General features: G+C 57.3%; 18 protein-coding genes and 4 tRNA genes. 16 read left to right on the top strand and 6 right to left on the bottom strand.

Annotated features, from left to right (window positions below):
• Positions 1 to 52: 52 nt before the first annotated feature.
• The 4 genes from K0F75_RS08795 to K0F75_RS08780 all read left to right on the top strand — a co-directional run bounded on the left by K0F75_RS08795 (position 53) and on the right by K0F75_RS08780 (position 4,851).
• Entirely contained in the window at positions 53 to 541 is a 489-nt protein-coding gene (locus K0F75_RS08795; RefSeq protein ID WP_219061486.1) for a MarR family winged helix-turn-helix transcriptional regulator, read from the top strand.
• Complete coding sequence (locus K0F75_RS08790; protein WP_219061485.1) at positions 538 to 2,007, top strand: efflux transporter outer membrane subunit; 1,470 nt, start codon at positions 538 to 540, stop codon at positions 2,005 to 2,007. Before K0F75_RS08795 ends, K0F75_RS08790 begins: the two co-directional genes overlap by 4 nt.
• A 15-nt stretch (positions 2,008 to 2,022) precedes the next feature.
• Positions 2,023 to 3,255 (top strand): HlyD family efflux transporter periplasmic adaptor subunit, encoded by a 1,233-nt coding sequence (locus K0F75_RS08785; RefSeq protein WP_219061484.1) that lies wholly within the window; start codon positions 2,023 to 2,025, stop codon positions 3,253 to 3,255.
• A gap of 63 nt (positions 3,256 to 3,318) precedes the next feature.
• Positions 3,319 to 4,851: a DHA2 family efflux MFS transporter permease subunit gene (locus K0F75_RS08780; protein ID WP_219061483.1), complete on the top strand. Its 1,533-nt coding sequence runs from the start codon at positions 3,319 to 3,321 to the stop codon at positions 4,849 to 4,851.
• A gap of 387 nt (positions 4,852 to 5,238) precedes the next feature.
• Here the strand turns inward: K0F75_RS08780 and lpxH are convergent, their stop codons facing one another.
• Together lpxH and K0F75_RS08770 are read right to left on the bottom strand one after the other, a co-directional pair.
• Positions 5,239 to 5,982, bottom strand: a complete 744-nt coding sequence (gene lpxH, locus K0F75_RS08775) for a UDP-2,3-diacylglucosamine diphosphatase (RefSeq protein ID WP_219061482.1) — start codon at positions 5,980 to 5,982, stop codon at positions 5,239 to 5,241.
• Entirely contained in the window at positions 5,979 to 6,479 is a 501-nt protein-coding gene (locus K0F75_RS08770; protein WP_219061481.1) for a peptidylprolyl isomerase, read from the bottom strand. The genes lpxH and K0F75_RS08770 overlap by 4 nt, the downstream gene beginning before the upstream one ends.
• Before the next feature lie 132 nt (positions 6,480 to 6,611).
• On the opposite strand from K0F75_RS08770, the gene K0F75_RS08765 reads away from it, so the two are divergent.
• Both K0F75_RS08765 and cysS read left to right on the top strand, forming a co-directional pair.
• The gene (locus K0F75_RS08765; RefSeq protein ID WP_219061480.1) at positions 6,612 to 8,309 is read left to right on the top strand and encodes a glutamine--tRNA ligase/YqeY domain fusion protein; all 1,698 of its coding nucleotides are present in this window, start codon (positions 6,612 to 6,614) and stop codon (positions 8,307 to 8,309) included.
• Between the two features lie 9 nt (positions 8,310 to 8,318).
• Positions 8,319 to 9,701: a cysteine--tRNA ligase gene (gene cysS, locus K0F75_RS08760; RefSeq protein WP_219061479.1), complete on the top strand. Its 1,383-nt coding sequence runs from the start codon at positions 8,319 to 8,321 to the stop codon at positions 9,699 to 9,701.
• A 64-nt stretch (positions 9,702 to 9,765) separates the two neighbouring features.
• Here cysS and folD read toward each other — a convergent pair whose 3' ends face one another.
• Positions 9,766 to 10,620, bottom strand: coding sequence for a bifunctional methylenetetrahydrofolate dehydrogenase/methenyltetrahydrofolate cyclohydrolase FolD (folD, locus tag K0F75_RS08755; RefSeq protein ID WP_219061478.1), 855 nt, complete (start codon positions 10,618 to 10,620; stop codon positions 9,766 to 9,768).
• A gap of 280 nt (positions 10,621 to 10,900) precedes the next feature.
• Here folD and K0F75_RS08750 point away from each other — a divergent pair.
• The 10 genes from K0F75_RS08750 to K0F75_RS08705 all read left to right on the top strand — a co-directional run bounded on the left by K0F75_RS08750 (position 10,901) and on the right by K0F75_RS08705 (position 20,133).
• Positions 10,901 to 10,977 (top strand) — tRNA-Arg (locus K0F75_RS08750).
• 49 nt (positions 10,978 to 11,026) lie between these two features.
• Positions 11,027 to 11,102: transfer RNA gene (locus K0F75_RS08745), tRNA-His, on the top strand.
• A 56-nt stretch (positions 11,103 to 11,158) separates the two neighbouring features.
• Positions 11,159 to 11,243: transfer RNA gene (locus K0F75_RS08740), tRNA-Leu, on the top strand.
• A 391-nt stretch (positions 11,244 to 11,634) separates the two neighbouring features.
• Positions 11,635 to 12,945, top strand: coding sequence for a trigger factor (gene tig / locus K0F75_RS08735; RefSeq protein ID WP_219061477.1), 1,311 nt, complete (start codon positions 11,635 to 11,637; stop codon positions 12,943 to 12,945).
• Positions 12,946 to 13,035: 90 nt separating this feature from the next.
• Positions 13,036 to 13,677 carry an ATP-dependent Clp endopeptidase proteolytic subunit ClpP gene (clpP, locus tag K0F75_RS08730; protein ID WP_219061476.1) on the top strand — a complete coding sequence of 214 codons (642 nt, stop codon included), beginning with the start codon at positions 13,036 to 13,038 and terminating at the stop codon, positions 13,675 to 13,677.
• Between the two features lie 105 nt (positions 13,678 to 13,782).
• On the top strand, positions 13,783 to 15,066 hold the full coding sequence (gene clpX / locus K0F75_RS08725; protein ID WP_219061475.1) for an ATP-dependent Clp protease ATP-binding subunit ClpX: 1,284 nt from the start codon (positions 13,783 to 13,785) through the stop codon (positions 15,064 to 15,066).
• A gap of 156 nt (positions 15,067 to 15,222) precedes the next feature.
• Complete coding sequence (lon, locus tag K0F75_RS08720) at positions 15,223 to 17,619, top strand: endopeptidase La (protein WP_219061474.1); 2,397 nt, start codon at positions 15,223 to 15,225, stop codon at positions 17,617 to 17,619.
• Between the two features lie 142 nt (positions 17,620 to 17,761).
• Positions 17,762 to 18,034 carry an HU family DNA-binding protein gene (locus tag K0F75_RS08715; protein WP_002552737.1) on the top strand — a complete coding sequence of 91 codons (273 nt, stop codon included), beginning with the start codon at positions 17,762 to 17,764 and terminating at the stop codon, positions 18,032 to 18,034.
• A 53-nt stretch (positions 18,035 to 18,087) separates the two neighbouring features.
• A tRNA-Asp gene (locus K0F75_RS08710) sits at positions 18,088 to 18,164 on the top strand.
• A gap of 97 nt (positions 18,165 to 18,261) precedes the next feature.
• Positions 18,262 to 20,133 carry a SurA N-terminal domain-containing protein gene (locus K0F75_RS08705; protein ID WP_219061473.1) on the top strand — a complete coding sequence of 624 codons (1,872 nt, stop codon included), beginning with the start codon at positions 18,262 to 18,264 and terminating at the stop codon, positions 20,131 to 20,133.
• Positions 20,134 to 20,297: 164 nt separating this feature from the next.
• Here the strand turns inward: K0F75_RS08705 and fabI are convergent, their stop codons facing one another.
• Genes fabI through K0F75_RS08690 form a run of 3 tightly spaced genes read right to left on the bottom strand, consistent with a single transcriptional unit; the run spans position 20,298 to position 23,742 of the window.
• The gene (fabI, locus tag K0F75_RS08700; protein WP_219061472.1) at positions 20,298 to 21,092 is read right to left on the bottom strand and encodes an enoyl-ACP reductase FabI; all 795 of its coding nucleotides are present in this window, start codon (positions 21,090 to 21,092) and stop codon (positions 20,298 to 20,300) included.
• A gap of 18 nt (positions 21,093 to 21,110) precedes the next feature.
• Positions 21,111 to 22,721 carry an ABC transporter ATP-binding protein gene (locus K0F75_RS08695; RefSeq protein ID WP_219061471.1) on the bottom strand — a complete coding sequence of 537 codons (1,611 nt, stop codon included), beginning with the start codon at positions 22,719 to 22,721 and terminating at the stop codon, positions 21,111 to 21,113.
• Position 22,722: 1 nt separating this feature from the next.
• Complete coding sequence (locus tag K0F75_RS08690) at positions 22,723 to 23,742, bottom strand: ABC transporter permease (RefSeq protein ID WP_219061470.1); 1,020 nt, start codon at positions 23,740 to 23,742, stop codon at positions 22,723 to 22,725.
• Position 23,743 lies beyond the last annotated feature (1 nt).

The following is a 23,743-nucleotide window of genomic DNA, read 5'->3' as shown; positions in this document are numbered from 1 at the left end:
TAGGCAGTAATATTTCGCCAACTCTCTGCCTAGGCAGCTTTTTGGTGGCTCGATGAAGCATTTCACGTCTGACAACTTCAACTCCGGTCTCATGGGTCTGTTGATCGGGCGCACGAACGCGCTCAAAGACCGCCTGCTGGACACGCATCTGGTGCCCTACGGTGTGACCGCATCGCAGTTTAAAGTGCTGGTTATCATTGCCCAGTTTGCTGCCGACACCCCGGCCGAGCTGTGCCGTCACCTGTCGCTCGACAGTGGCTCAATGACCCGCATGCTGGACCGTCTTGAGCAAAAAGAGCTGATCACCCGCACCCGCTCGGACACTGATCGGCGTCAGGTACATCTGGCGTTGACCGAAGAGGGACAAACGCTTTCGGACCGGCTTCCGCAGATCGGTGCCGAGGCCATGAACGAGCTGTTGGGTGCGCTCGAACCGGCCGAACTGAAGAGCCTTGAGCAGATACTGACCAAGGTGCTGGTAGCGGCCGATGATCAGATCACCATTGCCCGCCTGGGTTTTAAAGCGACAGGTGCGAAATGAGTAACGTGACCCTGCGGACCTCATTGAGTCTGGTGTTTCTCGCCATGAGCCTGGCCGGGTGCGCCAGTTACCGTGGTCTTGGCACCGAAGGCACACGCCTGGATGCGAAAAACCTCCAGGCCGCGCAGACGCTCGATGGCGTGACGTTGTCGCCCGCCGCCTGGCCAAAAAGCGATTGGTGGAAAAGCCTCGGTGATCCGCAACTTGATGGTCTGATCCGCGAAGCCTTGCGCGACAGCCCCGACATGCAAATCGCCAGCGCCCGGGCGCATCAGGCCAGTGCCACGGCGTATGCCGCCGACGCCGCGCGGATGCCGACTGTCGACGCTGAAGGGGGTATCACGCGGTCACGTCTGTCCAGCGATCAGAGCCCGACAGGCGAGGGCGGCACCTACTCTACCGTGCGTAATCTGGGTGTGAATTTCAATTACACCTTCGACCTGTGGGGCGGCCAACGCGCCACGTGGGAAGCTGCCCTGGGTCAGGCGCGTGCCGCCGAAGTCGATCGGCAAGCCGCGCAACTGACCCTCGCCGCCGACGTTGCCCGCGCCTACAGCGACCTTGGTCAGGCCCATGTGGTCCATGACCTGGCGGCTGAAGACCTGAAACGCACCCAGCAAATGCTTGAGCTGGGTAACCGTCGTCTGAAGTCCGGGATCGACAGTCGCTATCAGTTCCAGCAGACCGAAAGCCTCGAAGCCAGTTCTGAAGAGCAACTGATCAATGCGGCAAAACGCCTGCACAGCGCGAAAATAGCCTTGGCGGTGTTGCTGGGCAAAGGGCCGGACCGGGGTGAAGACATCGCCCGCCCGACTATTCTTCAGCCCAGCGCAGTCGCCTTGCCGTCGGCGCTGCCAGCTGAGCTGCTCGGGCGTCGTCCCGATCTGGTGGCCGCGCGTTGGCGGGTGGAAGCCGCGAGCAAAAGTATTGTCGCTGGCAAAACCCGTTTTTACCCGAACCTGAACCTCAGTGCCGCCGCAGGCACCGAGTCTTTGCTGGGTGACGCGATGTTCGGTTCGGCCAGCCGCTTCTTCAATATCGCGCCTGCCGTGTCCTTGCCGTTGTTCGATGGCGGGCGTCTGCGCGCCGATCTCGATGCTCGCGATGCCGATTACGACCTGGCCGTCGCGCAGTACAACAAAAACCTGGTTCGGGCGTTGGGTGATGTCAGCGACACGCTCTCTCAACTGCGTGCCATCGGTGGTCAGATCGACGCCAAGCAACGCGCCACCGACATCGCTCAAGACTCCTACAACACGGTGGTTCAACGATTTGGCTCGGGGATAGGCAACTACCTCGATGTGCTGAGCATTGAACAGCAATTGCTCCAGTCACAACGCCAACTGGCGGATCTCAACGCCGAACGAATCGATTTGTCGATCCAGTTGATGCAGGCACTGGGTGGAGGCTTTCAGGGTGAAAGCCAAGGCCTGAACACCTCATCAACCGCTTCGCTGACTGAATAACTCAAGGTAATCGTCATGGCTACTGCCGCTACCGAAAAGACGTCTGTACACGACCAAAAAGCTCAGAACGCAGTTCAGAACAAAGATCGGGATCAGAACCCGCGCAAGCGCAAGATCTGGCTGCTGGTGGTCCTGATGCTGGTGATCCTCGGCGGTCTCGGTATCTGGGGCTGGTATGAAATCTACGGGCGCTGGAACGAAAGCACCGATGACGCCTACGTAAACGGCAACGTGGTGGCCATTACGCCGCTGGTTACCGGGACGGTGGTGAGCATCGGCGCGGACGATGGCGATCTGGTCCGTGAGGGCCAGGTGCTTATCCAGTTCGACCCGAGTGATGCCGAAGTCAGCCTGCAAAGCGCCGAAGCCAATCTGGGTAAGACGGTGCGCCAGGTGCGCGGTCTTTACAGCAATGTCGACGGGATGAGGGCTCAGTTGGCCGCGCAACGGGCCGAGGTGCAGAAAGCCCAGGATAACTACAACCGCCGTAAGAATCTTGCCGCAGGCGGGGCGATCTCTCAGGAAGAGTTGTCCCATGCCCGCGATGACCTGACGACCGCGCAAAATGCGTTGAACAACGTCCAGCAGCAATTGGCTACCAGCTCCGCGCTGGTGGACGACACGGTGGTGTCCTCGCACCCGGATGTGAAAGCGGCTGCCGCGCAGGTGCGTCAGGCTTACCTGGGTAACGCCCGCAGCACCTTGATTGCCCCGGTCACCGGCTACGTGGCCAAGCGCACCGTGCAATTGGGCCAGCGGGTTCAACCCGGCACCGCGTTGATGGCGGTGATCCCGCTGAATCAGCTGTGGATCGATGCCAACTTCAAAGAAACCCAGCTGGGCAAGATGCGCATCGGTCAGCCGGTGGACATTGAGTCCGATCTGTACGGCAGTGACGTGAAGTTCAGCGGCACGGTTGACAGCCTGGGTGCTGGCACGGGTAGCGCGTTTGCCTTGCTGCCAGCGCAGAACGCCACGGGTAACTGGATCAAGATCGTACAGCGCGTGCCGGTGCGGATTCACATCAACGCTGAGCAGTTGAAAGAGCATCCGTTGCGCATTGGTCTGTCGACCGTGGTCAACGTCAACCTGCACGATCAGAGTGGCCCGGTATTGGCACAGCAACCGCCGCAGAAGGCCTCGTTCAGTACCCGTATCTACGAGGAACAACTGGCTGACGCCGACGCCCTGATCACGCGTTTAATCCACGATAACAGCGCCAACAACAGCCGAACGGTTCAGCGCTGATTCGCCAATCCGTGTGCTCCGGCCTTCTGGCCGGAGCGACGTTCAAGTGTTAAAGGATTCGCGATGAGCTCGACCGCCCCGGCCTCTTTTACGCCGCCCAGTTTGTTGATGTGCACCATCGGCCTGTCGCTGGCGACCTTTATGCAGGTGCTCGACACCACCATCGCCAACGTCGCTTTGCCGACCATCTCCGGTAATCTGGGGGTGAGTTCGGAGCAGGGCACGTGGGTCATCACCTCGTTTGCGGTCAGTAACGCGATCGCCTTGCCGCTGACCGGTTGGCTTAGCCGTCGGGTGGGTGAGGTAAAACTGTTTATCTGGGCCACCGTGCTGTTCGTGATGGCGTCGTTTTTGTGCGGGATTTCCCAGTCGATGCCCGAGCTGGTCGGCTTTCGCGTGCTGCAAGGCGTGGTCGCCGGTCCGCTGTACCCCATGACCCAGACGCTATTGATTGCGGTCTATCCCCCGGCCAAAAGGGGGATGGCACTGGCATTGCTGGCGATGGTCACGGTGGTGGCGCCCATTGCCGGGCCGATCCTCGGCGGATGGATCACCGACAGCTACAGCTGGCCATGGATTTTCTTCATCAACATCCCAATCGGCCTGTTCGCTGCGTTCGTAGTGCGTACACAAATGCGCACGCGGCCGGTGGTTACCAGCCGTCAGCCCATGGATTACGTCGGCCTGCTGACATTGATTGTGGGTGTGGGTGCGCTGCAAATCGTGCTCGACAAGGGCAATGACCTGGACTGGTTCGCGTCCAGCTTCATCGTGATAGGCACCATCATTTCAGTGGTCTTCCTGGCGATATTTATCATCTGGGAAATGACCGACCGGCACCCCATCGTCAATTTGCGCCTGTTCGCCTTCCGTAACTTCCGCATCGGGACCATCACCTTGGTGGGGGGCTATGCGGGATTCTTCGGCATCAACCTGCTGCTGCCGCAATGGCTACAGACACAGATGGGGTATACCCCGACCTATGCCGGGCTGGCGGTGGCGCCCATTGGTATTCTGCCGGTGCTGATGTCGCCTTTTGTCGGAAAATACGCGCACAAATTCGACCTGCGACTGCTGGCCGGGCTGGCGTTCTTTGCGATAGGGCTGAGCTGCTTCATGCGTGCCGATTTCACCAATCAGGTTGATTTTGAGCATATTGCGCTGGTGCAACTCTTCATGGGGGCTGGCGTGGCGCTGTTCTTCATGCCGACGTTGACCATCTTGCTGTCTGACTTGCCGCCTGATCAGATCGCCGACGGTTCGGGGCTGGCGACGTTTCTGCGGAACCTGGGGGGCAGTTTTGCCGCATCGCTCACCACCTGGATCTGGATTCGGCGGGCGAATCAGCACCATGCCTATTTGAGCGAAAACATCAGCACCTATGAGCCCGCGACTCGCGACGCGCTGAACAATCTGGGCGGGGCGGGCAGTCAAGCCTACGCGCAGCTTGAGGGGATGCTCAACAGCCAGGCGTACATGATGTCGACCGTCGACTACTTCCACATGCTGGGCTGGGCTTTTATGGGCTTGATCGTGCTGGTGTGGATGGCCAAACCACCGTTTACGGCGAAGGCGGGACCGCCGGCGGGGCATTGATAGGCGGACCCCAGCCGCCCCGTCTGCAACCGCGTAGCAAACTGTAGGCGCGCGCTTGCCCGCGATAGGCCGGGGTGGCGTCCGACACGAAGGACCTTCCTGCGATAGTGAATCCAGCCATTTTGCGACTGCTTCGCAGCCGATCGCGGGCAAGCACGCTCCTACAAAGGATCAGCGTTCGGATGAAAATATAATAAAATTTATTTTTATTTTTCAATGAGTTAAAGGTTGCTTGATAAGAGATACCGTCCCGTCTTCGACGCCGCGCTGTCGCGCAGCAAACTGGGTCCTGTAGGAGCTGCCGAAGGCTGCGATAAGGTCCAAAGGACCTTCAGCGGTCTCAAGAAAGCGACCGGTTTCGTCGGACGCGACCCCGCCGCGATGGCGTCAGTGAATCAACGCCGGTACCGGCACAAAATCAAACGCCGCCAACTGGAAACCCTGCTCATCCACCTGCAACGCCCAGCCCTGACGATCCCAATCCCCCAGGACAATCCGCTTTGCTGCATCGTTGCCGACCTGCAGTTTATGAATCGCCGGGCGGTGGGTGTGGCCGTGGATCAGCGTGCGCACACCGTATTGCGCCATGATCCGTGGGATTTCCTCGGGCGTGACGTCGACGATGTCGTTGGCTTTCATGCGGGTCTGCGCGCGACTTTCGTTGCGCAGCTTGCGCGCCAGTTTGTGTCGGGTGCCCAAGGGCAAATGGCGCAAGACCCACAAGGTCATCGGGTTGCGCAGGTAGCGGCGCATGCGCATGTAGGCTTCGTCGCGGGTACACAGGCTGTCGCCGTGCATCAGCAGCACCGGCTCGCCATTGAGTTGCACCACGCTTGGGTCTTTCAACAAGGTGCAGCCTGCAGCCTTGCAGAACGCTTTCCCGACCATAAAGTCGCGATTGCCGTGCATCAGGAACACCTGCGTGCCGCTGTCGCTCAATGCGCGCAGGGCTTTGCAGATCGACAGTTGGAACGGCGACATGGCGTCATCGCCGATCCATGCCTCGAAAAAATCCCCGAGGATGTACAGCGACTCGGCCGCGCGGGCCCGGCCGTCGAGTAATGTCAGAAACGCCCGTGTGATGTCCGGGCGCTGCTCTTCCAGGTGCAGATCAGAGATCAGCAATATCACTCAATGATCTCGGCGTTCACGATGATTACGTCTTCGGCAGGCACGTCCTGGTGACCGGCTTTCATGGTGGTCGCCACGCCTTTGATCTTCTCGACTACGTCCATGCCCTCTACCACTTCACCAAACACGGTGTAGCCCCAGCCTTGAACGGTCGGTGCCGTGTGGTCGAGGAAATCGTTGTCGCCCACGTTGATGAAGAACTGCGAGGACGCCGAATGCGGCTCCATGGTGCGGGCCATGGCCACGGTGCCTTTTCGGTTGGAAAGGCCGTTGTTGGCTTCGTTTTTGATCGTGGCGCGGGTTTTTTTCTGTGCCATGCCCGGCTCGAAACCGCCGCCCTGGATCATGAAGTTGCTGATCACACGATGGAATATGGTGTTGTCGTAATGGCCTTCTTTAACGTACTGCACAAAGTTGGCCACGGTTTCCGGCGCTTTATCGGCGTTCAGTTGCAGGACGATGTCGCCGTGGTTCGTGCTCAGTTTGACTTTGGACATTGTGAAAATCGCTCGTTTTGAATTCGTGGAAGGCGCGCGCGCTGGTCGCAACACCTTGACAGCTTCGGCTATGATAAGCGCTTTGATTTAGTCGGCCTACCCTGGCCGCGCACTTGTACGTTCAAGGATCCTATGAGCAAGCCCACTGACTCCACTGCGAATTCCAAGGCAGGTCCTGCTGTCCCGACCAATTTCCTGCGCGCAATCGTGCAGGCAGACCTGGACTCGGGCAAGCACACCCAGATCGTGACCCGTTTCCCGCCTGAGCCCAACGGTTACCTGCATATCGGCCACGCCAAGGCGATCTGCGTGAACTTCGGTCTGGCTCAGGAGTTCGGTGGCGTAACGCACCTGCGTTTCGATGACACCAACCCGGCCAAGGAAGACCAGGAATACATCGACGCCATCGAAAGCGACGTGAAGTGGCTGGGCTTCGAGTGGGCCGGCGAAGTGCGTTATGCCTCGCAATACTTCGATCAATTGCACGACTGGGCCGTAGAGCTGATCAAGGCGGGCAAGGCGTTCGTCTGCGACCTGAGCCCCGAGCAGTCCAAGGAATACCGCGGTAACCTGATCGAGCCTGGCAAAAACAGCCCGTTCCGTGAGCGCAGCGTCGAGGAAAACCTGGACCTGTTTGCCCGGATGAAGGCTGGCGAGTTCAAGGACGGTGAGCGTGTACTGCGGGCCAAGATCGACATGGCCTCGCCGAACATGAACCTGCGCGACCCGATCCTGTACCGCATTCGCCATGCGCATCACCATCAGACCGGCGATAAGTGGTGTATCTACCCGAACTATGACTTCACTCACGGTCAGTCGGACGCCATCGAAGGCATTACCCACTCGATCTGCACCCTTGAATTCGAAGGCCATCGCCCGCTGTACGACTGGTTTCTGGACAACCTTCCAGTGCCGAGCCATCCGCGTCAGTACGAGTTCTCGCGTCTTAACCTGAGCTACACCGTCACCAGCAAGCGCAAGCTCAAGCAACTGGTCGACGAGAAGCACGTGAATGGCTGGGACGACCCGCGCATGTCGACCTTGTCGGGGTTCCGTCGTCGCGGCTACACCGCGGGCTCGATCCGTAACTTCTGCGAGATGGTCGGCACTAACCGTTCCGATGGCGTTGTCGATTTCGCCATGCTCGAATTCAGCATCCGCGATGACCTCGACCACAGCGCGCCGCGTGCCATGTGCGTGCTGCGTCCGCTGAAAGTCGTGATCACCAACTACCCGGAAGGTCAGGTCGAGATGCTCGAGCTGGCGCGTCACCCGAAAGAAGACATGGGTGTACGTGAACTGCCGTTTGCCCGCGAAATCTACATCGACCGTGATGACTTCATGGAAGAACCGCCAAAAGGCTACAAGCGTCTGGAGCCCAACGGCGAAGTGCGCCTGCGTGGCAGTTACGTGATTCGCGCCGATGAAGCGGTCAAGGACGCCGACGGCAACATCGTCGAACTGCGTTGCTCGTACGATCCGGAAACACTGGGTAAAAACCCTGAAGGGCGCAAGGTCAAAGGCGTGGTGCATTGGGTGCCGGCTGCGGCAAGCCTCGAGTGCGAAGTGCGTCTGTACGATCGTCTGTTCCGCTCGCCGAGCCCGGACAAAGCGGAAGACGGCGACAGCTTCCTGGACAACATCAACCCTGATTCCCTGCAAGTGCTCACGGGTTGCCGTGCTGAGCCGTCATTGGCGCAAGCGCAGCCGGAAGACCGTTTCCAGTTCGAACGCGAAGGTTATTTCTGCGCGGACATCAAGGACTCGAAACCCGGTCAGCCGGTGTTCAACCGTACTGTGACGCTGCGTGACTCATGGGGTCAGAGCTAAGGAATCATCGTGCTTTCAATTTACAACACGCTCACCAAGAGCAAGGAAGTCTTCAAGCCTCTGGACGGCAACAAGGTGCGGATGTACGTGTGCGGCATGACCGTGTACGACTTCTGCCACCTTGGGCATGGCCGCAGCATGGTCGCGTTCGATCTGGTCACCCGCTGGTTGCGTTTCAGTGGGTATGACTTGACCTATGTGCGCAACATCACCGATATCGACGACAAGATCATCAACCGTGCCCGTGAAAACGGCGAGTCCTTCGAGGCGCTCACTGCACGCATGATTGATGCGATGCACGAGGACGAGGCGCGGCTGAACATTCTGCCGCCGGACATGGAGCCGCGCGCGACCGATCATATCGCGGGCATGCACGTCATGATCCAGACCTTGATCGACAAGGGTTATGCCTACGCTCCGGGCAATGGCGACGTGTATTACCGCGTCGGCAAGTTTATGGGGTACGGCAAGCTGTCGCGCAAGAAGATCGAAGACCTGCGCATCGGTGCGCGGATCGAAGTGGATGAGTCCAAGGACGATCCGCTGGACTTCGTGCTGTGGAAGGGCGTCAAGCCGGGCGAACCGAGCTGGGAGTCGCCATGGGGCGCAGGGCGTCCGGGCTGGCATATTGAATGCTCGGTGATGTCGACTTGCTGTCTGGGCGAGACCTTCGATATTCATGGCGGCGGCAACGATCTAGAGTTCCCGCACCACGAAAACGAAATCGCCCAGAGCGAGGCGGCCACTGGCAAGCCTTACGCCAATGCCTGGATGCACTGCGGCATGATCCGCATCAATGGCGAGAAGATGTCCAAGTCCTTGAACAACTTCTTCACCATTCGCGACGTGCTGGAGAAATACCAGCCGGAAGTGGTGCGTTATCTGTTGGTGTCCAGCCATTACCGCAGCTCGATCAACTACTCCGAAGACAGCCTGAAAGAGTCCAAGGGCGCGCTGGAACGTTTCTATCACGCCCTTAAAGGCTTGCCTGCCGTAGCGCCTGCCGGTGGCGAAGCGTTCGTCGAACGTTTCTCTGCGGCGATGAACGACGACTTCGGCACGCCGGAAGCCTGCGCGGTGCTGTTCGAGATGGTGCGCGAAATCAACCGTCTGCGTGACACCGATCTGGCGGCAGCTGCGGGTTTGGCGGCACGTCTGAAAGAATTGGCCAGTGTGTTGGGTGTTTTGCAGCTCGAGGCGGATGACTTTTTGCGTGCAGGCGCAGAGGGTCGGGTCGATGCGGTTGAAGTCGAAGCGCTGATTCAGGCTCGATTGAGTGCTCGTGCCAACAAGGACTGGGCTGAATCGGACCGCATTCGCGACCAACTCACGGCGATGGGCGTGGTGTTGGAAGACGGCAAAGGCGGTACGACCTGGCGTTTGGCGGACTGACTGACTGTTGAGTCATGAAAAACGGCACCCGAGGGCGCCGTTTTTTATGCCTGATCCCGGGCACTCAGACGTGCAGGGTTTCCGCAGCGTACAAGGTGTTTTCCAGCAGGCAGGCACGGGTCATCGGGCCAACGCCGCCCGGTACCGGAGTGATCCAGCCAGCACGGGGCAGGGCGGTTTCATACACCACGTCGCCGACCAGCTTGCCGTTTTCCTGGCGATTGATGCCAACGTCGATCACGATGGCGCCTTCCTTGATCCACTCACCTTTGACCAGGCCGGGTTTGCCAGCAGCGACAACCACGAGATCCGCACGGCCCACATGGCCTGGCAGGTCGCGAGTGAAGCGGTGGGTCACGGTGACCGTGCAGCCCGCGAGCAACAGTTCCATCGCCATCGGGCGGCCGACGATATTGCTGGCGCCGACGATGACTGCGTCCATCCCGTAAAGATCGACACCAGTGCTTTCCAGCAAGGCCATGATGCCCTTGGGGGTGCAGGGGCGCAGCAGGGGGATGCGTTGCGCCAGCCGACCGACGTTATAAGGATGGAAGCCATCCACGTCTTTGTCCGGGCGAATGCGCTCCAGCAGTTTTGAGGCATCCAGATGCGCGGGCAGTGGCAGTTGCACCAGGATGCCGTCGATATTCGGATCGTCGTTGAGGCGATCGATCAGGTCGGTCAGCTCATCCTGCGAGGTGTCGGTAGGCAAGTCATAGGCTTTGGAGTTGAAGCCGACTTCTTCACAGTCTTTACGCTTGTGCGAGACATAAACCTGGGACGCGGGGTCGTTGCCAACCAGAATCACCGCGAGGCCCGGTGTCCGCAGGCCCTGTTCGCGACGCTCGGTGACACGTTTAGCGATCTGCTGGCGCAGGCCGGCTGCGATCGCTTTACCGTCGATTAGTTTTGCTGTCATGACGCGTGATTAACCATCGAAAGGGATTGAAAAAGAGCGCGCATTCTCGCATGCCGTGGCGCGAGGGCAAAGGCGCTTGGTCTGTATATTCCTCTAACTCCTTTATCTAACTGAATTTTTTTCGAAAAAGAGTTGACGACCTCGGGGCTCGTCTATAAGATTCGTCGCACTTGTCGGGCACAGCCTAGCACTGGTTAAGAAGGTCGGGCAGAGTTGTAGATTGGCTCAGCGTGACTGAAGCTCTTAATTTGTAATCGGTTAATGAATACAGATTAAATAAGCGCCCGTAGCTCAGTTGGATAGAGCATCCGCCTTCTAAGCGGATGGTCGCAGGTTCGAGTCCTGCCGGGTGCGCCATTTAGGCAACTTTGGCACAAGTAATGTTACATCGGTCACACGCTATATGGTGGGCGTAGCTCAGTTGGTAGAGCACGGGATTGTGACTCCCGTTGTCGAGGGTTCGATCCCCTTCGTCCACCCCATATTCGAAAGGCGCCTGACTTAAAAATCAGGCGCCTTTGCTTTAAAGGCTTGAAGCGCGGACGTGGTGGAATTGGTAGACACACTGGATTTAGGTTCCAGCGCCGAAAGGTGTGAGAGTTCGAGTCTCTCCGTCCGCACCAAGATACAAGCTTTGTGAAATGCCCGCGGCATTCATAAAGCAACAGAAAGCCGCCTAGTGCGGCTTTTTTTTGTTTCGGAATATTGAAAATTTCGCCCGGCGCGACCACCCGCTTCGTCCGTTTTTACTGGCGTTCGGCGGTTTTTTGGTTGATATAAAGGGCAGGCTGCGCACCAGGGGTTCCTTATATAGGGTGTGCCAGACGCGTCGCTTGCTGCCTTGCGTCAATCGTTCGCAATGGGCGTCGTCGCCCCCCTGCCGGCTGCTTGAATTCATGCTGCTTACTTACCCTTTTCAGTGGGGTGACTTCTTGAGTTTGACCCACTAGAATGCATGCCCTTGATTCTGGGGTCGGAAACGGCCGGCTAACGTCTGTGCAACGAGGAATATCCATGCAAGTTTCTGTTGAAAATACTTCCGCTCTTGAGCGCCGCATGACCATTGGCGTGCCTGCCGAACGCATCGAGACTGAAGTCAACAAGCGTCTGCAGCAGACTGCCCGTAAAGCTAAGATCCCGGGCTTCCGTCCTGGCAAAGTGCCTATGAGCGTGATCCGTCAGCGTTATGAAGACGGCGCTCGTCAGGAAGCACTGGGCGATCTGATTCAGGCAACGTTTTACGAAGCAGTGGTTGAGCAGAAACTCAATCCAGCTGGCGCACCTTCTGTAGAGCCAAAAACCTTTGAAAAAGGTAAAGACCTGGAATACGTGGCTACTTTCGAAGTATTCCCGGAATTCACGGTTGCAGGCTTCGAGTCCATCGCTGTCGAGCGTCTGAGTGCAGACGTGGCTGACGCCGATCTGGACAAAATGCTGGAAATCCTGCGCAAGCAAAATGTTCGTTTCGAAGTCACTGAGCGTGCTGCTCAGAACGAAGATCAACTGAACATCGATTTCGTTGGCAAGGTTGATGGCGAAGTGTTTGCTGGCGGCTCTGCCAAAGGTACTCAGCTGGTGCTGGGTTCCGGTCGTATGATCCCTGGCTTCGAAGACGGTCTGGTTGGCGCTAAAGCCGGCGAAGAGCGTGTTCTGAACCTGACCTTCCCGGAAAACTACCAGAACCTGGAGCTGGCCAATAAAGCCGCCGAGTTCACCGTGACGGTCAACACTGTTTCCGAGCCTAAATTGCCTGAGCTGAACGAAGAGTTCTTCACTCAGTTCGGCATCAAGGAAACAGGCATCGACGGTTTCCGTACCGAAGTTCGCAAGAACATGGACCGTGAGCTGCGTCAGGCGATCAAGTCCAAGGTCAAGAACCAGGTGATGGACGGCTTGCTGGCCTCCAATCCGATCGAAGTGCCTAAAGCACTGCTCGAAAACGAAGTGAACCGTCTGCGCGTGCAGGCTGTTCAGCAGTTCGGCGGCAACATCAAGCCGGATCAACTGCCAGCCGAGCTGTTCGAAGAACAAGCCAAGCGCCGTGTAGAGCTGGGCCTGATCGTTGCTGAAGTGGTCAAGCAGTTCGATCTCAAGCCTGATGACGCTCGTGTTCGCGAGATGATTCAGGAAATGGCATCGGCTTACCAAGAGCCTGAGCAGGTCGTGTCCTGGTACTACAAGAACGACCAGCAGCTGAACGAAGTGCGTTCGGTTGTGCTGGAAGAACAAGTTGTGGATACTGTTTTGCAGAAAGCTAGCGTGACCGACAAATCGGTCTCTTACGAAGAAGCAGTCAAGCCGGTAGAAGCTCCACAAGCCGACTGATTTTTCTCTCGTTCGAAAACACCCATAAGCCAGCCTTCGTGCTGGCTTATGTGTATTCAAGAAATGACTATTTGGGAGTGAATGCGAGACATGTCCCGCAATTCTTATATTCAGCAGAACTCTGACATCCAGGCCGCTGGCGGCCTGGTCCCGATGGTTATCGAGCAGTCCGCCCGTGGCGAACGCGCCTATGACATCTACTCGCGCCTCCTCAAGGAGCGGGTGATCTTTCTGGTAGGTCCGGTAGAAGACTACATGGCCAACCTGATTGCGGCGCAGCTGTTGTTCCTTGAAGCCGAAAACCCGGACAAGGACATCCATCTCTACATCAACTCACCAGGCGGTTCGGTGACTGCGGGCATGTCGATCTACGACACCATGCAGTTCATCAAGCCAGACGTGTCGACCATTTGCATCGGTCAGGCCTGCAGCATGGGTGCTTTCCTGCTGGCTGGCGGCGCCGCTAAAAAGCGTTACTGCCTGCCAAACTCGCGAATGATGATTCACCAGCCACTGGGCGGTTTCCAGGGGCAGGCATCGGATATTGATATCCATGCCAAGGAAATCCTGTCCATTCGTGCTCGCTTGAATGAAATTCTCGCACACCACACCGGGCAAACGATTGAGACCATCGAGCAAGACACCAATCGGGATAACTTCATGGGCGCCGGGCGCGCTGCTGAATATGGTTTGATCGATCAGGTTCTTACTCAGCGTCAAATGGCTCGCTAAGCAGCTCAATCGTAGGTGGTTGGAACAACTGGCCACCTGCGGACTTGAAAAAGCCCGCAATAGCCTTCATCTTGTGTTGCAAGCCTACCGGATTGGATCGATCGAATGACTGACACCCGCAACGGCGAGGACAACGGCAAATTGCTCTATTGCTCCTTCTGTGGCAAAAGCCAGCATGAAGTGCGCAAATTGATTGCCGGCCCCTCGGTTTTTATCTGCGACGAGTGCGTCGACCTGTGCAACGACATCATCCGTGAGGAGGTGCAAGAAGCCCAGGCCGAAAGCAGCGCGCATAAATTACCATCGCCTAAAGAAATCAGCGGCATCCTTGATCAGTATGTGATTGGTCAAGAACGTGCAAAAAAGGTTCTGGCAGTAGCGGTGTACAACCACTACAAGCGTTTGAACCAGCGCGACAAGAAGAATGATGATGTTGAACTCGGTAAAAGCAACATCCTGCTGATCGGCCCAACCGGCTCCGGCAAGACGCTGCTCGCTGAAACATTGGCTCGTTTGCTCAATGTGCCGTTCACCATCGCTGACGCCACCACCCTGACCGAAGCTGGTTATGTGGGTGAGGACGTGGAAAACATCATTCAGAAGCTGTTGCAGAAATGTGACTACGACGTAGAAAAAGCCCAGATGGGCATTGTCTACATCGATGAAATCGACAAGATTTCGCGCAAATCCGACAACCCTTCGATTACTCGCGATGTTTCCGGCGAGGGCGTGCAGCAAGCCTTGCTGAAGCTGATTGAAGGCACCGTGGCTTCCGTTCCTCCTCAAGGGGGTCGCAAGCATCCACAGCAGGAATTCCTGCAGGTGGACACACGTAACATCCTGTTTATCTGCGGTGGCGCTTTCTCGGGCCTCGAAAAGGTTATTCAGAGCCGTTCCACTCGCGGCGGCATCGGCTTCAATGCCGAAGTACGCAGCAAGGAAGAAGGCAAGAAGGTTGGCGAATCGCTGCGTGAGGTTGAGCCTGACGATCTGGTCAAGTTCGGTCTGATCCCAGAGTTCGTGGGCCGTCTGCCGGTTCTGGCGACGTTGGACGAATTGGATGAGGCTGCTCTGATGCAGATTCTCACCGAGCCGAAAAACGCGTTGACCAAGCAGTATGCAAAACTGTTCGAAATGGAAGGTGTGGAACTCGAGTTCCGTGCTGACGCACTGAAGTCGATCGCCAAGCGCGCACTTGAGCGCAAAACAGGCGCTCGCGGTCTGCGTTCCATTCTCGAAGGTGTTCTGCTCGACACCATGTACGAGATCCCCTCGCAGTCCGAGGTGAGCAAGGTGGTGATCGATGAGAGCGTCATCGAGGGCACGTCCAAGCCGTTGTTGATTTATGAAAACAGCGAGCCGGTTGCCAAGGCTGCCCCAGACGCGTAAGCGAAACTGCTGCGTTGACAGGTAATAAAGAGGGGGCCTTCGGGCCCCTTTTGCTTTTCCTGCGTCAGAGCTTGTTTTTTTAAGACGCTACCCCCATCTTGACTTCAAGCTAACTTCCATATGTTCCGGCCTTATGGCCGCCGTAGAGGCGAAATCATGAAGACCACCATAGAATTGCCTCTCTTGCCATTGCGCGATGTCGTGGTTTATCCGCACATGGTTATCCCGCTGTTTGTGGGGCGCGAGAAATCTATCGAAGCCCTCGAGGCCGCGATGACGGGGGATAAGCAGATTCTTTTGCTCGCGCAAAGAAATCCTGCAGACGACGATCCAGGTGAAGAGGCGCTTTATAGCGTCGGCACCGTTGCAACCGTATTGCAGCTGCTCAAGTTGCCTGATGGCACCGTTAAGGTGTTGGTCGAAGGCGAGCAGCGTGGCACCGTCGAACGCTTCATTGAGGTCGATGGCCATTGCCGCGCTGAAGTGACGTTGATCGACGAGGTCGATGCACCTGACCGCGAATCTGAAGTGTTCGTGCGCAGCTTGCTGGCCCAGTTCGAACAGTATGTGCAGCTGGGCAAAAAAGTCCCGGCTGAAGTCTTGTCATCCCTCAATAGCATTGATGAGCCGGGCCGCCTGGTCGATACCATGGCCGCGCACATGGCGCTGAAAATCGAGCAGAAGCAGGCCATTCTCGAAATCGTCGATCTGCCTGCACGGGTAGAGCACGTACTGGCTTTGCTGGATGCTGAAATTGATCTGTTGCAGGTCGAGAAGCGCATTCGCGGCCGCGTCAAAAAGCAGATGGAGCGCAGCCAGCGCGAGTACTACCTGAATGAGCAGATGAAGGCCATTCAGAAAGAGCTGGGCGACAGTGACGAAGGTCACAATGAAATCGAAGAGCTGAAAAAGCGCATCGACGCTGCCGGCTTGCCTAAGGACGCCTTGACCAAAGCGCTGGCTGAGCTGAACAAGCTCAAGCAAATGTCGCCGATGTCGGCTGAAGCGACCGTGGTGCGTACCTACATCGACTGGTTGGTGCAAGTGCCGTGGAAGGCTCAGAGCAAGGTGCGTCTGGACCTGGCTCGCGCTGAAGACATTCTTGACGCCGACCACTATGGGCTGGATGAGGTCAAGGAACGCATCCTTGAATACCTCGCCGTGCAAAAACGCGTGAAGAAAATTCGCGGTCCGGTTTTGTGCCTGGTAGGTCCGCCGGGTGTGGGTAAAACGTCTCTCGCAGAGTCGATTGCCAATGCGACTAACCGCAAGTTCGTGCGCATGGCCCTCGGTGGTGTGCGTGATGAAGCGGAAATTCGTGGTCATCGCCGGACATATATCGGTTCCATGCCGGGAAGATTGATACAAAAGATGACAAAAGTGGGCGTGCGCAACCCGCTGTTCCTGCTCGATGAAATCGACAAAATGGGCAGCGATATGCGTGGCGATCCGGCTTCTGCATTGCTGGAAGTGCTCGACCCTGAGCAGAACCACAACTTTAACGACCATTACCTGGAAGTCGATTACGACCTTTCCGACGTGATGTTCCTGTGCACCGCGAACTCGATGAACATTCCTGCGGCATTGCTGGACCGGATGGAAGTCATCCGTCTGCCTGGCTATACCGAAGACGAAAAAATCAACATCGCGGTCAAATACCTGTCGCCAAAACAGATTCAGGCCAACGGCTTGAAGAAAGGCGAGGTTGAGATAGACGAGGAAGCGATTCGCGACATCGTCCGCTACTACACCCGTGAAGCCGGCGTGCGGAGCCTGGAGCGGCAAATCGCCAAGATCTGCCGCAAGGCGGTCAAGGAACACTCGCTGGAAAAACGCTTCCAGGTCCGTGTTACCGCGGAAATGCTTGAGCATTTCCTGGGTGTGCGCAAATTCAGCTACGGTTTGGCCGAGCAACAGGATCAAATCGGACAGGTGACAGGCTTGGCGTGGACGTCGGTGGGCGGCGAATTGTTGACCATCGAAGCGGCCGTAGTGCCCGGCAAAGGTCAGTTGATCAAGACCGGTTCGCTGGGTGATGTGATGGTCGAATCCATCACGGCTGCCCTGACCGTTGTGCGCAGTCGTGCGAAAAGCCTGGGAATCCCCGTGGACTTCCATGAGAAGCGTGACGTTCATATCCATATGCCAGAAGGGGCTACCCCGAAAGACGGCCCTAGCGCTGGCGTAGGCATGTGCACGGCCCTTGTTTCAGCGCTGACACAGATCCCGGTCCGTGCCGACGTGGCAATGACCGGTGAAATCACCCTGCGGGGGCAGGTTCTGGCCATCGGCGGTTTGAAGGAAAAACTGCTTGCGGCACACCGTGGCGGAATCAAAACGGTGATCATTCCCGAGGAAAACGTACGGGATTTGAAAGAAATTCCGGACAATATCAAACGGGACCTGCAGATTAAACCGGTTAAATGGATTGACGAGGTCCTGCAAATTGCGCTGCAATACGCGCCGGAGCCCTTGCCGGATGTGGCCCCGGAGATGGTTGCAAAGGACGAAAAGCGCGAGACTGACTCTAAGGAGAGAATCAGCACGCATTAGCCTGAATGGCCTTCCTTGACAGCTTTTTAGAGCCCTTGTTATAAAGCGGCTCTTTAAAGTGTCTGTAGGCCATTCAGCACTCGTTTTTGTCTACACCAAAAAACTTAGAAACATACTCAATATAGATATAAGGGGACTTAGAGTGAACAAGTCGGAACTGATTGATGCTATCGCTGCATCTGCTGATATCCCGAAAGCTGCTGCTGGCCGTGCGCTGGACGCAGTAATCGAATCCGTCACTGGCGCTCTGAAGGCTGGCGACTCTGTGGTATTGGTTGGGTTTGGTACTTTCTCCGTAACAGATCGTCCTGCTCGTATCGGTCGTAACCCGCAGACCGGTAAGACGCTGGAAATCGCAGCAGCCAAAAAACCAGGTTTCAAAGCCGGTAAAGCCCTGAAAGAAGCTGTTAACTAAGTTTCTTTCAAGCCTTTGCCCATCCAGGACCTGGTCATTCTTGTCCTGGCAGCGGAGCGGTAGTTCAGTCGGTTAGAATACCGGCCTGTCACGCCGGGGGTCGCGGGTTCGAGTCCCGTCCGCTCCGCCAGTTACGAGAAGGCGCATCCTCGGATGCGCCTTTCTTCTATCCGGATTCCACCCACGCTCCGCGGTTGGTTAATCTTTACAACCGTTCTGGGGGACGCATGCTGCAAAATATCAGGGACAATTCCCAAGGCTGGATTGCCAAGACGATCATCGGGGTCATCGTGGCATTGATGGCCTTGACGGGTTTTGACGCCATTTTCAGGGCCACCAGCACGAGTCAGGATGCTGCCAAGGTCAATGGTGAAGAAATCACGACAAACGAGCTGAGTCAGGCGGTCGATATGCAACGCCGTCAGCTGATTCAGCAGTTGGGCAAGGATTTCGATCCTGCGCTGCTGGATGACAAAATGTTGCACGACGCAGCCTTGAAAGGGCTGGTTGATCGCAAGTTGTTGCTGCAAGGTGCAGCCGATTCGAAATTTGCTTTCTCCGAAGCGGCTCTGGATCAGCAGATTTTGCAGACACCTGAGTTTCAGGTAGACGGCAAATTCAGCGCTGACCGTTTCGATCAAGTGATTCGTCAACTGGGCTTCAGCCGTTTGCAATTCCGCCAAATGCTGACCCAGGAAATGCTCATTGGTCAGTTGCGTGCCGGTCTGGCAGGTAGCGCTTTCGTGACCGATGCTCAGGTTGATGCGTTCGCTCGTCTGGAAAAACAGACTCGCGATTTCGCCACGCTGACATTCAAGGCTGACATTGCAGCCGCGAAAGTGACCGACGATGAGGTCAAAGCGCATTACGACGAACACGCCAAAGAGTTCATGAGTCCGGAGCAGGTCGTACTCGACTACATCGAATTGAAGAAGTCTTCTTTCTTCGATCAGGTTGCAGTCAAGGACGCCGATTTGCAGGCGGCTTATCAGAAAGAAATCGGCAACCTTGCCGAGCAGCGTCGTGCTGCGCACATTCTGATCGAAGTGAATGACAAACTGAACGAAGCTCAGGCCAAAGCGAAGGTTGAAGAGATTCAACAGCGTCTGGCCAAAGGTGAGGATTTCGCGGCCCTGGCCAAGGAGTTTTCCCAGGACCCGGGTTCGTCCAGCAAAGGTGGTGACCTGGGTTACGCGGGCAAGGGTGTCTATGATCCGGCTTTCGAAAAGGCGCTGTATGACCTGAAGAAAGATCAGGTCTCGGGGCCGGTACGCAGCGACTACGGTTGGCACTTGATCAAGTTGTTGGGCGTTGAAGCACCGTCGGTGCCGAGCTTCGCCAGCTTGAAAGACAAGCTTACCCACGAATTGAAAAGCCAGCAGGTCGAGCAGCGTTTCGTTGACGTGACCAAGCAGCTTGAAGATTCGGCGTTCGAAGCGTCCGATCTGGTGCAGCCTGCTCAAGAGCTGAAACTGAAAGTACAAACCACTGCGCCATTTGGTCGTGAGGGCGGTGAAGGCCTGACCTCCAACCGTGCAGTGATCCAGGCCGCGTTCAGCCCGGAAGTGCTTGAAGAAGGCTCCAACAGTGCACCACTGGAACTTGATCCGGAAACGGTTGTGGTCGTACGGATGAAGGAACACCGTCAGCCAGAGCAGTTGCCGCTTGAAAGCGTTGCCAGCAGCATTCGTGCACAGCTGATCAAGAATCACGCCACTGAAGCGGTCAAGACCAAGGGTGCCGAGCTGGTTACAGGTCTGCGTGATGGCAAGATCGCTCTTGCTGCGAAGCAGAACGGTCAAAGCTGGAAAGTCCTGGAAGCGGTCACCCGCAGTCAGGAAGGCATCGATCCGGTGGTTCTGCAGGCGTTGTTCCGCATGCCCAAGCCTCTGGGCAAGGACAAGCCGTCCTACACCAGCCTGACGTTGGCTGATGGCAGCTTCGTGGTGGTGCGCCTTAATGGTGTCAACGAAGCCGCAGCGCCGACAGCTGATGAGAAGGCCCAGTACCGTCGCTTCCTCGCCTCGCGTGCCGGCCAGCAGGATTTCGCTGCTTACCGCGCACAGTTGCAAAGCAAAGCGAAGATCACCCGTTACTGACGTCTGATCCCGCGACAAAAAAGAAGGCCGCTCAATGAGCGGTCTTTTTTTGTCTGAAGTTTTTTGTGCCTGAACAGGCACTTTCGAAATTCCCGCAGGGCCGAAAACAAAAAGCCCGCCGTTCGTGAGAACGGCGGGCTTTTTGGGTGCGGCGCGTCGAGTTTTTACTCTTCGAGGTTGCCCATCGCGGTGGTGTTGAAGCCGCCGTCGACGTACATGATCTCGCCGCTGATGCCGGACGCGAGGTCCGAGCACAGGAACGCGCCGGCGTTGCCGACTTCATCAATGGTCACGTTGCGACGCAGCGGTGTTTGCGCTTCGTTGGCAGCGAGCATTTTGCGGAAGTTCTTGATGCCGGAGGCGGCGAGGGTGCGGATCGGGCCAGCCGATACTGCGTTCACGCGTGTGCCTTCCGGGCCAAGGCTACCGGCCAGGTAACGTACACCGGCTTCCAGGCTGGCCTTGGCCATGCCCATCACGTTGTAGTTAGGCATGGTGCGCTCTGCACCCAGGTAGGACAGGGTCAGCAGGCTGCCGTTGCGGCCTTTCATCATTTCGCGACCGGCCTTGGCCAGTGCGACAAAGCTGTAGGCGCTGATGTCGTGAGCGATGCGGAAACCTTCGCGCGTTGTCGCTTGGGTGAAGTCACCGTCAAGCTGGTCGCCAGGGGCGAAGCCGACCGAGTGAACGATCACGTCCAGGCCATCCCACTTCTTGCCCAGTTCTTCGAAGACCTTGGCGATCTCTTCGTCGCTGGCCACGTCGCAAGGGAAGCACAGTTCCGGGCCTGAGCCCCAACCTGCGGCGAACTCTTCGACACGACCTTTCAGTTTGTCGTTCTGATACGTGAAGGCCAGCTCTGCGCCCTCGCGATGCATGGCGGCAGCGATGCCGGATGCGATGGACAGTTTGCTAGCGACGCCGACGATCAGGACGCGCTTACCGGCGAGAAAACCCATGTGTTGTTCCTCTTCAGGTTAATCGACAGCTACCGGCGCCAAAAAGGCGGCTTCCAGCAGCTGCTGTGTATAGGTATGTTGCGGTGCAGCGAAAATGCTGCGCGCCGCACCCTGTTCAACGACTTTCCCCTGCTTGACCACCATCAACTGGTGGCTAAGCGCTTTGACTACCGCCAGGTCATGGCTGATAAACAAATAGGTCAGGTTGTACTTTTTTTGCAGTGAGCGCAGTAGCTCCACCACTTGGCGCTGAACGGTCCGGTCGAGCGCCGAGGTGGGCTCGTCCAGCACAATCAGCGCCGGTTTTAACACTAATGCCCGGGCAATGGCGATTCTCTGCCGTTGCCCGCCGGAAAATTCGTGGGGGTAGCGGTACCGGGTTTCCGGGTCCAGACCTACCTCCTTGAGCGCTTCGATGATGGCGAGTTCCTGTTCGGCCTCTGTGCCCATGCCATGTATGCGCAGGCCCTCACCAACGATTTCGCCTACACACATGCGCGGGCTCAGGCTGCCGAAAGGGTCCTGAAACACCACCTGCATTTGCCGACGCAGCGGACGAATCTCCTGTTGCGTCAGGCAGTCTAGCGTTTTGCCTTGAAACCGTATGGCGCCCTTGCTACCGATCAGCCGAAGAATCGCCAGGCCCAGCGTCGACTTGCCCGAGCCGCTTTCACCGACAATCCCCAAGGTATGCCCTTGGGGCAGGCTGAAGGTGATGCCATCGACCGCTTTGACATGATCGACGGTTTTTTTGAACAGGCCTTTCTTGATCGGAAACCACACCCGCAAGTCATCGACTTCGAGCAGCGGTGCGCCGGCAACGTTGTCCACCGGGCCACCACTGGGCTCGGCCCCCAGCAATTCTTGCGTGTACGGATGCTGAGGTGAACGGAACAGCTCCTCACATGACGCTTGTTCGACGATGCGACCGTGCTGCATGACACATACCCGATGCGCAATTCTTCGAACCAGGTTCAGATCATGGCTGATCAGGAGCAGCGCCATGCCCAGTCTGGCCTGCAGTTCGGTGAGTAACTTGAGGATTTTCAGCTGTACCGTCACGTCGAGTGCGGTGGTCGGTTCGTCGGCGATCAGCAGTTCAGGCTCATTTGCCAAGGCCATGGCGATCATTACACGCTGTCGCTGGCCGCCTGAGAGCTCGTGTGGCAGAGCTTTGAGTCGTTTCTCGGGCTCGGTTATGCCTACCAGCTCAAGCAGCTCCAGTGTGCGCAGGGTGGCCGCCTTGCCCTGCAAACCTTTATGCAGGCCAAGTACTTCATTGATTTGCTTCTCAATGGACTGCAGCGGGTTAAGCGAGGTCATCGGCTCCTGGAAAACCATGGCGATGCGGTTGCCACGGATCGCGCGCAACCTTTTCTCGCTCAGCGTCAGCAGGTCATGCCCAGCGTAGTAGATGGTTCCGCTGGGATGGCGCGCCAGCGGGTAGGGCAGCAGGCGCAGAAACGAGTGCGCGATGACTGACTTGCCAGAACCGCTTTCGCCGACCAGCGCCAGGGTTTCGCCCCGGCGGATATCGAAGTTGATGCCTTCGACCACGCGATGGACCTGCTCGCCGGTAACGAACTCGACGGCGAGATCGCGGACTTCGATCAAATTGTCCTTGTTCATCTCATTTCCTTGGGTCGAAAGCGTCGCGGGCGGATTCGCCAATGAACACGAGAAGGCTGAGCATCAGGGCCAGCACGGCGAAGGCGCTGATCCCGAGCCAAGGGGCCTGGAGGTTGGATTTGCCTTGCGCCACCAACTCACCCAGCGACGGGGAACCGGCTGGCAAGCCAAAACCGAGGAAGTCCAGCGCGGTCAGGGTGCCGATGGCGCCCGTGAGAATGAAGGGCATAAAGGTCATGGTCGAGACCATGGCGTTGGGCAGGATGTGGCGGAACATGATCGCCCCGTTTTGCATGCCCAATGCCCGTGCGGCGCGTACATATTCCAGATTGCGCCCACGCAGGAACTCGGCGCGTACCACGTCCACCAGGCTCATCCATGAAAACAGCAGCATGATGCCCAACAGCCACCAGAAATTAGGCTGGACGAAGCTGGCGAGGATGATCAGCAGGTACAACACCGGCAGCCCGGACCAGACTTCCAGGAAGCGTTGCCCCAGCAGATCCACCCACCCCCCATAAAAACCCTGGAGGGCGCCCGCGACGACGCCGATAATCGAACTGAGTACGGTCAAGGTCAGCGCAAACAGCACGGAAATGCGGAAGCCATAGATGACCCGTGAGAGCACATCGCGGCCTTGATCGTCAGTGCCAAAGTAGTTGTCTCGCGAGGGCGGGCCGGGGGCCGGGACTTTCAGGTCGTAATTGATGCTCTGGTAGCTGTAGGGGATCGGAGCCCACAGGGTCCAACCGTTCTTCGCTGCCAGCAGCTCCTTGATGTAGGGGCTTTTGTAATTCGCTTCCAGCGGGAATTCGCCGCCGAAGACCGTTTCGGGATAGCGCTTGAACACCGGGAAATACCACTCGCCGTCATAGCGTACGGCCAGCGGCTTGTCGTTGGCGATCAGTTCGGCGCCCAGGCTCAGGCCGAACAGAACCAGGAACAACCACAGTGACCACCATCCGCGCTTGTTGGCCTTGAAGCGCTCGAAGCGCCGGCGATTGAGAGGAGAGAGGGTCATA

Origin of the sequence: Pseudomonas sp. UMAB-08 (assembly GCF_900095225.1) — a bacterium.
Taxonomy (GTDB): domain Bacteria; phylum Pseudomonadota; class Gammaproteobacteria; order Pseudomonadales; family Pseudomonadaceae; genus Aquipseudomonas.
This window is presented reverse-complemented; position numbering and strand designations above follow the sequence as displayed.

Excerpts from the sequence above, each read along its gene's own strand:
- K0F75_RS08695 (WP_219061471.1), bottom strand. The coding sequence starts at position 22,721 with ATGAACAAGGACAATTTGATCGAAGTCCGCGATCTCGCCGTCGAGTTC.
- clpP (WP_219061476.1), top strand. The coding sequence starts at position 13,036 with ATGTCCCGCAATTCTTATATTCAGCAGAACTCTGACATCCAGGCCGCT.
- tig (WP_219061477.1), top strand. The coding sequence starts at position 11,635 with ATGCAAGTTTCTGTTGAAAATACTTCCGCTCTTGAGCGCCGCATGACC.
- K0F75_RS08705 (WP_219061473.1), top strand. The coding sequence starts at position 18,262 with ATGCTGCAAAATATCAGGGACAATTCCCAAGGCTGGATTGCCAAGACG.
- K0F75_RS08770 (WP_219061481.1), bottom strand. The coding sequence starts at position 6,479 with ATGTCCAAAGTCAAACTGAGCACGAACCACGGCGACATCGTCCTGCAA.
- fabI (WP_219061472.1), bottom strand. The coding sequence starts at position 21,092 with ATGGGTTTTCTCGCCGGTAAGCGCGTCCTGATCGTCGGCGTCGCTAGC.
- K0F75_RS08690 (WP_219061470.1), bottom strand. The coding sequence starts at position 23,742 with ATGACCCTCTCTCCTCTCAATCGCCGGCGCTTCGAGCGCTTCAAGGCC.
- K0F75_RS08790 (WP_219061485.1), top strand. The coding sequence starts at position 538 with ATGAGTAACGTGACCCTGCGGACCTCATTGAGTCTGGTGTTTCTCGCC.
- K0F75_RS08785 (WP_219061484.1), top strand. The coding sequence starts at position 2,023 with ATGGCTACTGCCGCTACCGAAAAGACGTCTGTACACGACCAAAAAGCT.
- lon (WP_219061474.1), top strand. The coding sequence starts at position 15,223 with ATGAAGACCACCATAGAATTGCCTCTCTTGCCATTGCGCGATGTCGTG.
- folD (WP_219061478.1), bottom strand. The coding sequence starts at position 10,620 with ATGACAGCAAAACTAATCGACGGTAAAGCGATCGCAGCCGGCCTGCGC.
- clpX (WP_219061475.1), top strand. The coding sequence starts at position 13,783 with ATGACTGACACCCGCAACGGCGAGGACAACGGCAAATTGCTCTATTGC.
- K0F75_RS08780 (WP_219061483.1), top strand. The coding sequence starts at position 3,319 with ATGAGCTCGACCGCCCCGGCCTCTTTTACGCCGCCCAGTTTGTTGATG.
- K0F75_RS08765 (WP_219061480.1), top strand. The coding sequence starts at position 6,612 with ATGAGCAAGCCCACTGACTCCACTGCGAATTCCAAGGCAGGTCCTGCT.
- K0F75_RS08795 (WP_219061486.1), top strand. The coding sequence starts at position 53 with ATGAAGCATTTCACGTCTGACAACTTCAACTCCGGTCTCATGGGTCTG.